The organism is Candidatus Albibeggiatoa sp. nov. BB20, from assembly GCA_016744725.1.
In the GTDB taxonomy this organism is placed as follows: domain Bacteria; phylum Pseudomonadota; class Gammaproteobacteria; order Beggiatoales; family Beggiatoaceae; genus Albibeggiatoa.
On record JADGDW010000102.1, the window covers coordinates 1 to 11362 of the forward strand.

An 11362-nucleotide genomic window follows, 5' to 3' on the forward strand; every position below is an offset into this window, starting at 1 on the left:
CCTGACTCATGCCAATCAAAAACTCAAACTTTGTTTTATCCGACTTTTACTTAAAAGATTAGCTGCTACATTATCTTAGATTTCAAATGGGTTCTATATCCACCATGCCTTGTACAAACTGAAAACCTTTAGCATCTTTAAGATGATATAAATTTTTACCGTCTAGCGTAGGGTCTGCATGAGAAACCAATGTGCCCTCAAAATCATAGGTGAAAATATACCCCGCCCCATTGTCATAACGCAGATGACGTAATATTTTTTTTAATTTTTCTTGAATCTCAGAATCAGCTAAACCTTGCTGTTTCAATGCCTCATAACGTTTTTCAATAATAGATAAAGCACTATCCATAACTGCTAATATTTTTTCACGATAGACTCTCTCAATATATTCGGGTTTGGAATTATGTTGATAAACACTGGATACCAAACGATGCACAATATTGACTTTATCAATAATTTCTTGTTTTTTCACGTCTAACATTTCTTGTTGACGTTTTTCATAAATATCATCGATACGGTAAAAAAATATGAGGGTGCTAGTGCTGGAAAAAGTAGCAAAGAGTATGAAAATAAGTAAGTTAAGCTTTGTTCGTAGAGAGAAACTAACGGCCCGAAATATTATAGATGTATCCCATAAATTTTATGATATAGCAGGAACTATGTTATATAGCCTATACATACATAGTTTATACCATGATGAATTAAAATGGCTTTAACGCTAAAAATGCTAATATTTAAAAAATAATGGTTCGGACACTTTTTATAACTATTTGTTTTTTAAAAAATATTTAAAACGCTTGGCTAAAATGTGAAATACTTTATTATTTCAAAAATTGTCCGAAATATTGCTGGATGAGTCTTGATCTAAAACCCGCAATAATATGGATAATGTACTTCATTGATATAAATTTAGAATTGTTCTCTTGACGGATAAGACAAGCTTATTACAATGGCTGTATCATTTTCTTAAAGTAACCTACTATGAAAAAGCTATTTACCCTGTCTATTGCTGTTGCTATTTTAGCTTTGGGTATTTTTGGTTTTATACTGCTCAAAGCCACGAAGCCACAAGCTGCCCCGCTTGATGTTGAAGAACCTAGCTGGATTGTCAAAACCAAACAAGTTGAACTTGAAACCCTTTCTCCTGCTCTAACACTTTATGGCCATGTTGAGTCACCCTATACAACGACTTTGAGTGTGCCCAACTTAAGTGTCGCTGCAACCGAAGTGTCTAAATTAGCTGTGCTGGAAGGAGATAGTATGAGCGCAAAACAACTGCTCATTCAGTTAGATGACCGCGATAGTAAGCTAATTTTACAACAGCGGCAGGCTGATATTGAAGACATTCAAGCTCAAATCGGCAGTGAAAAACAGGTTCATGAAAATAATCTAAAACTAATTAAAAATGAAGAAGCATTATTATCGTTGGTTCAAAAAAGTGTTGAACGAGCACGTACATTACAAAAGAAGAATTTAGCTTCTCGTTCTAACTTAGATGATGCTCAACAAGCATTGGAACGACAAAAACTGGCGGTGAATAATCGGCGTTTTTCCGTGAAGAATCATACAACAAGATTGGCTCAGCTTAAGGCCAGATTGAATCGAGCGATTGCGGTACGTGATTTAGCCAAGTTAGAAGTTAAACGCTTGCAAATTATTGCTCCTTATAATGCGGTTGTTGCGAAATTGTATGTTGCTGAGGGTGACAGAGTGCGCAGTAATGATCCATTACTCAAAATCTATGACGTGAGCAAGTTAGAAGTACGCGCCCAAATTCCAAGCCGTTACCAAACTGATATTTTATTAAGTATTAAACAAGCATTGCAGGCTAAAGCTTATTATTCAGGCTTTGAGTTTCAGTTTCAACTAGAACGCCTTGCTGGTGAAATCAATTCAAATAATGGTGGTATTGATGGTTTGTTTAAAGTGACGCAGGGCATTGAACATTTACGTTTAGGTGAATTTTTAACATTGTATTTAAAATTGCCTGCTCAAGAAAATGTGATTGCTTTACCTTTTGAGTCAGTCTATGGCAATGAGCGGGTGTATAAATTAAGCAAGGATAGGATGCACAGCTTAACAATTGAACGAGTGGGTGAGCAGGTTTCAGTTGATGGTCAGTCATCGATTTTGGTGCGTAGCCCAGAACTAACGACAGGTGATAAAGTCATCATCACTCAGTTGCCTAATGCCTTAGAAGGGTTAAAAGTCACTGAAAATCCATAAATATTGTTGCTTGTGGGATTAACAACAGATTCAGTCCCACAATAAATTGGAGAAAACTTATTACTATTAGACAATTACTGGCGCAATTAGCCTTAGCTTTATTAATTTTAATTATCTTTTTTTCAGCAACGACTCTCTTTACTTATTACACTGAACAAACTAATTGGCAACAAGAAACTGTAAACTGGCATCGGGTTTTACAATTGCTTGATTTAAGAGATGAAAATACACTGGCCACCTGGTTTTCAAGCATTGTTTTTTTTATTGCGAGTATTGGCTTTGTATTGCTGGGTTGGGGACAATCACCGACTTATAAGCTTTCCGTTTTTGGACGTTTTAGCTTTCGAATAATTGCACTTGCCTTATGCCTTTTGTCCGCTGATGAAGTGGGCAGTTTCCATGAAACGGTGGGTTCTTGGTTCGAACGTAAAGTGATTATTTGGGATGGCCTTCAAGGCATGGGATTCTCATGGTTATTGCTATTTTCGCCATTCGCCATACTGGGCTTAATTTTGTGTGGCTGGCAATTGTCCCAGTTAATTAAACATTTACCTGAAATATCTGTGCGTTGGCGCAGTGCAGGTTTATTACTGTTAGCTTGTGCATTGTTGCCCAGCGTTTTGATCCTAGAAGCATTACAAGGTTATTGGATATTTACCAAACAGGGCGCAACCATTTTAACCTGCTTTGAAGAAATGTTTGAATTATTAGGTATTTACTGCTTATTTCTGGTTACACTTATCATTGCAAGGCAGCATCAATTGTGAATAAAGCATTTTTATATTTTATTGTAATTTTATACAGTTTAAGCTTGTTATGGATTGAATGGCAATTTTCTCAATCTGGGGTGCGATTGTATGTCACTGATATTAAGGGCGATACTTTTTTATATGCGATTCACACTACCTTAAATATGAGCTTGCTATGGGGAACAGCCTTATTATTCTTGGTGAGTTTGCAATGTATTGATAAGCAAAAGGAACAACTGTTTTTTTATTTTGCATTATCCCAAGTGTTATTATTTATTTACTTAGGTTTCGATGAACGTTTTTTAATTCATGAAATGGCAGGACGTTTTTTTGAAGTCAATGATGCTTATTTACTACTATTGATAGGTTGTGCAGAAGCTGTCATTTTATTGCTATTTGGCCAGTTACGACAAAAATCATCTCATACTTTATTATTTTTAGGTTTAGCATCATTATTATTTTTAATCATGATTGTGATTGATGCAAAATTCCCAGCAAAAATGCAATTTAGGCTCAGTTTTGAAGAATTATCTAAATTATGGGCGAGTTTGTTTCTATTCTTATTTGCTTGGGAAATTTTAATGCAGAAAATTCAACTGTTAAAATCTAGGGCGGATTCTATACCTTAAATCTTAGGTTTAGCAAATTCAACTTTGCTTTAGTTTGATATAAAAAATATAATGGGCTTAGTTCAATAATGACTTATGCCCTTATATGCAAACATTTCTACACGAAAAATATCAAAATCAAACTTGGAGTGACGATGCAGAGCAGATTTTACGCACCTGTGTCCACTGTGGCTTTTGTACTGCGGTTTGTCCAACTTACCAGTTAACAGCCGAAGAAGCTGAAGGCTCTCGGGGTCGGATTTATTTGATTCATTCTTTTCTACATAACAATGAAATTACCCAAGATACACAACAACATTTAGATTCCTGTCTTACTTGTCGCGCTTGTGAGGCCATGTGTCCATCAGGGGTGAAATATTCACGTTTATTAGAAATTGGTCGAGAAGCGATTGATAAACAAGTTAAACGCAACCTATTTGAGACCTTTCAGCGCAAGGCATTAGTACATACTTTACCCTATCCAAACCGAATTAAATGGTTAATAGATATTGCTAGCGTTGTTCCTACCTATCTTATTCCCAAACATATCAAAAACCATCTGCCTACGCAAAAACCGATCGCTTATTCAGTTAAGACCCAAGATCATGAACGCAAGGTATTACTACTTGATGGTTGTGCCCAATCTGTACTTGCACCCAATATCAATCAAGCCACGAAAAAACTACTTAATGCGCTCAATATTAGTGTCATCAAAGCCAGTAATACAGGTTGCTGCGGGGCATTAGCTTATCATCTAACTGAGCACAGAATTGGACTGAAACACGCGAAGCAATTGATTGATAAATGGATACCGCTTATTGATGACGTTGAAGCGATTGTGATGACAGCAAGCGGTTGTGGTAGTTTTATCAAAGAGTATGCTGAATTGTTTGAAAACGATGCTGAATACTTAGCAAAAGCAGAAAAAATTGCAAGTCTAACTCGTGACTTAGTTGAAATTATTGAACCTGAAGATTTAATTAAACTAAAACCTGATAACCTAAACACGAAAATTGCTGCACATATTCCTTGTACTTTACAACATGGGCAAAGACTGACCAATCGACTTGAGCCTTTACTTAAAGCATTTGGTTTTGAATTGACAGCGGTCGAAAATGGGCATTTATGTTGTGGTTCAGCGGGCACATACTCGATTTTGCAGCCAGAAAAGTCTCAACAATTGAAAGCCAATAAGTTACAAGCGTTACAAGCCAATCAACCTGAAGTGATTATTACCGCGAATATCGGTTGTTTAACTCACCTACAAAATGATGCGGATGTACCTGTGAAGCATTGGGCTGAATTGGTCGCGGAAAAACTTGCTGATTAAATCAAAAATAACAGAATGCTGACGATATTCACGAAAAAATGACATATAGTTGGCTTTTGATACCCTTTATCTACAAAATGAACTCTTTTAAATTCATAAAATTAGCTAACAGCCCTATAAAATATTGCGTTCATGACTTGTTTCATACTGCTTTTACGCTAAACTAAACTAACCCAAACAACAAAAATAATGTGATTGTGTCAGAAATTAAGCCTTTTATATCTATTACACTGGATGTTTTTATATAAAGGGAATGGCCATTAATCATGATGGAAGTTGGCGCGTTATGACCTATATAACGCACTAAAAGCTTACTCACTTAACCGTTATAAAAATCTTGTACGTGAAGTAGCAACAAACCTGTTTATTTATGTTCTCATTCCTATTCATTTTGCATAGGAATCCTATAGTCTATGGTTTCTTAATCAAGAAGCGATATTTTTGGCAATGTTCTCAAACAGTGAACTCGGGGAATTTAAAAGTGGGTAATGCTTCATGTTAAAGGGAGGCTTTCAGTATGTGGATTAAACAAACAATTGGGGAACAACGTAAGGTGCTTTCGGCCTTATTTGAACCGCCAATGACAAACCTGGCAAAACAATGTATACCCGTTTGGTCAAATTTAGATAAATTAGATCAATTGCTGTTTGAACAATTCGCAACCATTCCGCATTCTCACTTAATTTATGTTGTTGATAAATACGGAAAACAAATCAGTGCCAATGTTGGCCAAGATGGAATCCATAATAATGTGCGAGGCCAAGATTTATCACGTCGTCCTTATTCAGTGAGTTTATATCCTAAACGCCATTTTATGTTATCTTCGGTCTATATTAGTCATACAACAGGTAACCCTTGTATTAGTGCAGTGCAACCTGTAATTGATGAACAACAATTTTTAGGGTTTGTGGTGGCTGATTTTGATATTCAACGTTTACCACTCTCAGTTTCCTCAGAAAAAAGTCCTCCTCTCCGCTTCTGGCAAGAACAGCATAAAGCTGAAATCAAAGCACATAAACAAACTTCTCCACGTGTTAGCAGCTTATTAGATAAGCGTTTAGACGATGTATTGGCTACATTAAATCGCTTAATTACCGAACATGGTATTTTTCATTGCACCCTGCATTATTCTAGTGGACAAGCCATGTTATGGCATTTAGATGATCCCTATCAATATCATTTATACAGTGCGGAACAAATGTTAAACCCCGAAATGTATTTGAAATATCCACGTTCAGATTACTCTGATCGCGCAGTATTAACCGAAAAAGAAGTAAAGCAAGTCTTAGAACGCTTTCGTACATTGCGTTTAGCGGATGACAAAGTTTATTTGCGCTCAGGTTCGCTGAATTTAGTGAATGGTATGGTTGGTTTGACGTTTTCGTGTGATGGCTCGCAATATATGGCAGCCACGGATTTTTTAGATAAAAACTTATCATTTTGGTTTACCCATAAAGCGGCAAACGCTTAATTTATTTCCAGAACGGGTCGTTTTTAGTAGAAAAATAACCCGTTCTTAGCTCTGTATTTCAATTTCCTTCAATTGCCCATCTTCCATTTTTAATACACGATCTGCTGTATCTAAATATTTCTCATCATGGGTGGTTAAAATCACAGTTTTACCTTCTTCACGCAAATTAGGTATCAATGCTTTATAAAAATACTGTTTGAAAGCAGGGTCTTGATCTGCGGTTAACTCATCAAATAAATAAATCGGCTTATCATCAATCATGGCCACAATAAAAGCTAAACGCCGCCGCTGTCCTGCCGATAATTCAAGATGGGTAAATTGCCCGTCAATATATTGAGTTTTGTGCTCCAAGCCCATCAATTTTAACAATTCATTTAAAAATGCTTCGTCGATATCTTCAATCCCATACAAACGATCAAATAAATGGAAATCTGCAAACACCACTGAAAATAATTCATGGTATGCTGCATAATTTGCATTATTAATCTGTTCATTATCCACTTGAATTTTACCCAATTGTGGATGATATAAACCCGCTAACGCTTTGAGTAAAGTTGATTTTCCGCTGCCATTGCCACCAATAATATAAATAATTTCATTACGCTTAATACTCAAATCCAATGAACCTAATTGAAACAAGGTTTGTCCAAATATATCGGTATATTGATATTGAATATTTTGCATATCTAAGGTTTTGAACTGGAAAAATTTATCTTTTTTCTCTTTTAAAGCGGTTTTATACTGATTGGAAACATTAATATTATCTAACATTTTTTCCAAAATGATGATATTTGCGACCGCGACATTGGCACGAGCAACCACCGGGATTGCACCTGCAATGGTTTCAATCGGTGCCATGATAAATAACATAGTCGCTGTTACGGTAATCACAACGGTGTGATGTTCTGGATTAAATAGTGGGATAATAAATACAATTGTGCCTAACATGATATAAGAAAATACACGTGAAAACATGATGTTAGTAACAAATTTAATGCCTGTATTGACTTTGATTTGCTCGGTTTCATGTGCAATTTTTTCAAGTTGCTGAAATACAGCATTGCTTTTTACTTGATTGATACGGGTCTCTTTAAAGCCATCTAAAATATGATTGAGCTGATCAAAAAAGGCTGTTTCTTTTTCAATGCTGGTTAGGATTTCAGCCGACACATTATTAAAATGCTGAAAATATAAAACCCCACCGATGACCAATCCCGTCAAAATTAGCACAAAACCTAAAGGCGATAAGGTGACGATATAGAGCAGACAGAAAAACAGCACTATAAATGCCTGTAAACTGGAAATCAGGGTTAAACCAGACTGAGAAATTAAGTTTGCGTCTTGGGTGAGATGGCTATAAATTTCGCCTTTGCCCATGCCTTCGATAAATTTGAGTTCTGAATGTCGAATTTTATCTACAACGCGCAAGCGCACTTTTCTGATGGATTCTTCAACCACTAAGGTTGCTTGAGCCAATGAATGTTTGCGGGTATAGATAAATAAAATTAACGCGATCAGAAAGATAAAAAAAGGTCGTACGACATCGTCATAATCAGAAATGCCCTGAGCCGCTTGGTTTATCGCTGCCAAAATAACGCTACTGGCAATCCCTGAGGCAACACCTGTCATAATAATAGGTGCTTTTGGTAAGTCTGATTCTTTTTTGAATAAATCAAGCAGTAATAACATGTTTAATTAGCAATGATAAAAGGTTTAAATACTATTTTCCGATAAATTTATTAACGGGAAGTGACACTTCAGGTAATTTTGAAGGCGAAACTTCTTCACCTTTATTGATATACTTTTGAAACGCATACATTTGCGAATGAGGTGAGGTATAACACTCAACCCGTTTGTTTTCTAAATCCACAATCCATACTTCACAGATACCATAACGTGCATAAACTGGAATTTTGATGGTTTTATCATATTTGAGCGAGTTATCTGCAATTTCAATCACAAGCAACACATCTTGAGGTTCTGGGTGTGATTGCCAGAATTTTTCGCTACGTTTTAATATCGCAATATCGGGCTGTGGTTCAGAGTATTTACTGAGACGAATAGGGTTTTGTACCCGCACAATGTGATTTGTAGCACTCAGTGCACGCGAAAGTTGTTGTGATAGCAAATCCACGCAATAAGCATGTTTTTTTCCAACTTGCCCCATATCAATCACTTCTCCTTCTAGTAATTCAATACGTTTGTTTTCAAGTGACTTAAAATCCGACATATTGTAAAAGTCAACTACATCAAATAGATGCTTTTGCGGAGCAAGGTTGTTATCAGCCATTGCATCCCCCTTGAAACCGAAATTAAATTTTATCATTTGCTTGGTCGTGCACTGAATATAAAGTTGTAAAGTATTTAAGTGATTTTTTGATATTTTATTAAATCTATTTTTAAAGTAATCGCTTTGAACTCAGGAAACCCGCTACCATCTCGCGTAATGTGTTCATCAAAGATAATACAGGCCATTTTGCCATGAGTACCCATTGAATGCACGGAATAAATGAATACAATCATTAAATATGAGTGGATTGAAATCATAATAATGTCAATTCTGCTTCATATCATAGCGTATTTTTTAGTTTCTTATGAAAATTTGGACTCAATTGTGATACAGCGTACTTTAGACCGTTTTTGATTTCTGAATGATCTATTTTTCTGTAGGCTATTCATTCAGGATTGATTTACAATATTAGGAATACATTGCATTATTTGGTACGGCACAATATGTCAGAGCAAACTCTTATCGCAGTCAAACACCTGTCTCGTTATTATGGTGGATTATGTGCTGTTAACAATATCAGTTTTGAAGTGAAACGAGGCCAAATTCTAGGGTTTTTAGGCGCGAATGGCGCGGGTAAATCAACTACGATGCAAATGTTGGCAGGGGCATTAGCACCAACCACAGGTGAAATCATCATTGCAGGTTATGATTTATTGGATTATCCATTACAAGCAAAATCCGCAGTGGGTTATTTGCCAGAGCAACCACCTCTATATCGGGAAATGTTGGTTGAGGAATATTTAATATTTTGTGCGCGTTTGCATCATATTCCTCGGGCTGAAATCAACGACGCGGTTGATCGAGCGATTGATTTATGTGGTTTGGAAACCGTGCATCGGCGTTTAATTGGAAATTTATCTAAAGGTTTTCAACAACGAGTGGGAATTGCTCAAGCGATTATTCACAGCCCTGCGGTCGTGATTTTGGATGAGCCGACGGTGGGGTTAGACCCAATTCAAATGCGTGAGATTCGTCATTTAATTACGGAATTAGGCCAAGAGCACAGTGTGATTTTATCCACTCATATTCTGCCTGAAGTACAAGCCGTATGTAATCATGTACAAATCATTCATCAAGGCCAATTATTGTTTAGTGATACGATTGAGGGTTTGTTTGCTCAAATCAAAGGCCAAAGTTTGCAAATTGGTTTACAAAGTCCTCCTAGTTTGAGTGTTTTTGAACAGATTGAGGGTGTGGAAGAAGTAGAGCAGATTGATGAGCATCGGTTAAGAATTTGGCATCAAGCTGAACATAATCCTGCTGAAGCGATTGTGATTAAGTCAGTTAGTGATAACTGGGGATTGTTTGAGTTGATACCTGAGCAACAGAGTTTAGAGCAAATTTTTGTCAATTTGACAACGGAAGATGATGCAAATTATGATTAAATAATTGTTTTTTTTGGATTTTTGGTATCAATGTTTATCTAAGGAATATTGTTTCATGTTTACGATTGCAGGTCGCGAATTACGCAGTTTATTTAGTTCACCATTGGCATGGAGTGTATTGAGTGTGGTACAGCTCATTTTAGCCATTTTATTCATTATTCGTTTGTCTTTGGTATTACAACCCGATATTCAATCACAATTGTCAATGACACCAAGTGCACCGAGTTTAACCGACATCATTGTTGGTCATATATTTATTTGGACAGGGATTATTTTATTATTGGCAATGCCGTTATTAACCATGAGGTTGATTAGTGAGGAACGAAAAAATAAAACCTTAGTCTTATTGATGTCTTCACCTGTATCGATGACCAGCATTGTATTGGGCAAGTATTTAGGTTTGATGGGCTTTTTTGTATTGATGTTAGCAATGGTGAGTTTGATGCCGTTATCTTTGGTATTTGGCGGTCAATTGGATTTTGGGCAGTTTTTGATTGCATTGTTTGGTGTGTTGTTATTGATTGGGGCGTTGTGTGCGATTGGTTTGTATATCTCGGCATTGTCAGATCATCCAACGGTTGCAGCAATAAGTACCTTTGGCGCGTTTTTATTTTTATGGATTATTGATTGGGCTGGAGACAGCGAGAAATATAGCGGTTTGTTTGCCTATTTATCGATTACTCGTCACTATCAAACGTTATTGGAAGGTTTAGTCAATACCACTGACATTATTTATTATGTGTTGATTATTGTGTTATTTAATATTTTGACAATTCATCGTTTAGATTCTGAACGCTTGCAATAAATGCCTATCGTGGTGGAAAACGTGGCGTGATTTGATTCTAGCTGTTTTTGTTCATTTCTCTGATTGTACATAATTCAATTGAGTTGCATAACTTAACTTGTGATGACGCGGTGCGTCATCATCTGATAGGACGCACCAGTGTCCACAAAAATATCAAGACGCATTCCATGCAGTGCGTGGAACGAGAAAAAAGCCTAAATTGCAACGGTGTGAAGTATATCTCATCCTTCTTTATAGCATTAAAAATGCAGACTTAAAAAAGATGGCTAATCCTCATCATGAGAACCCACCGCTTTTATAAAGGCGGGCGTATTAACCTAATAAACCAATTATTACAATTATCCACATCATAATGATTTTTATGCGTCAATTTTTATCTTGAGTTTAGAGTCACAACACGATTTAATCAGCCATATTATCCCTTCTTATTTTGTGTAATAATCTTATTTTTAATGTTATGAAGTGAGCCTTTTATGTCAGATGCAAATGATGATGGCT

10 protein-coding genes are annotated in these 11362 nt (G+C 36.2%); 7 read left to right on the forward strand and 3 right to left on the reverse strand.

All coding sequences use genetic code 11. The features are described 5' to 3' along the window. Positions 1–82: 82 nt before the first annotated feature. A complete protein-coding gene (locus ABXH34_RS11905; protein ID WP_353572120.1) occupies positions 83–622 on the reverse strand; it encodes a cache domain-containing protein in 540 nt (179 codons plus the stop codon). Positions 623–981: 359 nt separating this feature from the next. Between ABXH34_RS11905 and ABXH34_RS11910 the strand changes: the two genes are divergently transcribed. The 5 genes from ABXH34_RS11910 to ABXH34_RS11930 all read left to right on the forward strand — a co-directional run bounded on the left by ABXH34_RS11910 (position 982) and on the right by ABXH34_RS11930 (position 6384). Further along, the gene (locus ABXH34_RS11910; protein WP_353572109.1) at positions 982–2226 is read left to right on the forward strand and encodes an efflux RND transporter periplasmic adaptor subunit; all 1245 of its coding nucleotides are present in this window, start codon (positions 982–984) and stop codon (positions 2224–2226) included. A gap of 110 nt (positions 2227–2336) precedes the next feature. Beyond that, positions 2337–2993, forward strand: a complete 657-nt coding sequence (locus tag ABXH34_RS11915; protein ID WP_502710410.1) for a DUF8692 domain-containing protein — start codon at positions 2337–2339, stop codon at positions 2991–2993. Then, positions 2990–3604, forward strand: coding sequence for a DUF8692 domain-containing protein (locus tag ABXH34_RS11920; protein WP_353572111.1), 615 nt, complete (start codon positions 2990–2992; stop codon positions 3602–3604). Before ABXH34_RS11915 ends, ABXH34_RS11920 begins: the two co-directional genes overlap by 4 nt. An 85-nt stretch (positions 3605–3689) precedes the next feature. Beyond that, positions 3690–4913, forward strand: a complete 1224-nt coding sequence (gene glcF, locus ABXH34_RS11925; RefSeq protein WP_353572112.1) for a glycolate oxidase subunit GlcF — start codon at positions 3690–3692, stop codon at positions 4911–4913. Between the two features lie 517 nt (positions 4914–5430). Continuing rightward, the gene (locus tag ABXH34_RS11930) at positions 5431–6384 is read left to right on the forward strand and encodes a PDC sensor domain-containing protein (protein ID WP_353572113.1); all 954 of its coding nucleotides are present in this window, start codon (positions 5431–5433) and stop codon (positions 6382–6384) included. Positions 6385–6429: 45 nt separating this feature from the next. On the opposite strand, the gene ABXH34_RS11935 is transcribed toward ABXH34_RS11930, so the two are convergent. Together ABXH34_RS11935 and ABXH34_RS11940 are read right to left on the reverse strand one after the other, a co-directional pair. Further along, complete coding sequence (locus ABXH34_RS11935) at positions 6430–8073, reverse strand: cyclic peptide export ABC transporter (RefSeq protein ID WP_353572114.1); 1644 nt, start codon at positions 8071–8073, stop codon at positions 6430–6432. Positions 8074–8104: 31 nt separating this feature from the next. Continuing rightward, positions 8105–8674: a Uma2 family endonuclease gene (locus ABXH34_RS11940; RefSeq protein WP_353572115.1), complete on the reverse strand. Its 570-nt coding sequence runs from the start codon at positions 8672–8674 to the stop codon at positions 8105–8107. A gap of 443 nt (positions 8675–9117) precedes the next feature. Here ABXH34_RS11940 and ABXH34_RS11945 point away from each other — a divergent pair, with 443 nt between their 5' ends. Both ABXH34_RS11945 and ABXH34_RS11950 read left to right on the forward strand, forming a co-directional pair. Beyond that, on the forward strand, positions 9118–10059 hold the full coding sequence (locus ABXH34_RS11945; RefSeq protein WP_353572116.1) for an ABC transporter ATP-binding protein: 942 nt from the start codon (positions 9118–9120) through the stop codon (positions 10057–10059). Positions 10060–10114: 55 nt separating this feature from the next. Further along, the gene (locus ABXH34_RS11950; protein WP_353572117.1) at positions 10115–10864 is read left to right on the forward strand and encodes an ABC transporter permease subunit; all 750 of its coding nucleotides are present in this window, start codon (positions 10115–10117) and stop codon (positions 10862–10864) included. Positions 10865–11362: the final 498 nt, after the last annotated feature.

What these genes read in the sequence shown, in the direction of transcription:
- ABXH34_RS11910 (WP_353572109.1), top strand. Translation starts at nt 982, where the DNA reads ATGAAAAAGCTATTTACCCTGTCTATTGCTGTTGCTATTTTAGCTTTG.
- glcF (WP_353572112.1), top strand. Translation starts at nt 3,690, where the DNA reads ATGCAAACATTTCTACACGAAAAATATCAAAATCAAACTTGGAGTGAC.
- ABXH34_RS11930 (WP_353572113.1), top strand. Translation starts at nt 5,431, where the DNA reads ATGTGGATTAAACAAACAATTGGGGAACAACGTAAGGTGCTTTCGGCC.
- ABXH34_RS11935 (WP_353572114.1), bottom strand. Translation starts at nt 8,073, where the DNA reads ATGTTATTACTGCTTGATTTATTCAAAAAAGAATCAGACTTACCAAAA.
- ABXH34_RS11940 (WP_353572115.1), bottom strand. Translation starts at nt 8,674, where the DNA reads ATGGCTGATAACAACCTTGCTCCGCAAAAGCATCTATTTGATGTAGTT.
- ABXH34_RS11945 (WP_353572116.1), top strand. Translation starts at nt 9,118, where the DNA reads ATGTCAGAGCAAACTCTTATCGCAGTCAAACACCTGTCTCGTTATTAT.
- ABXH34_RS11950 (WP_353572117.1), top strand. Translation starts at nt 10,115, where the DNA reads ATGTTTACGATTGCAGGTCGCGAATTACGCAGTTTATTTAGTTCACCA.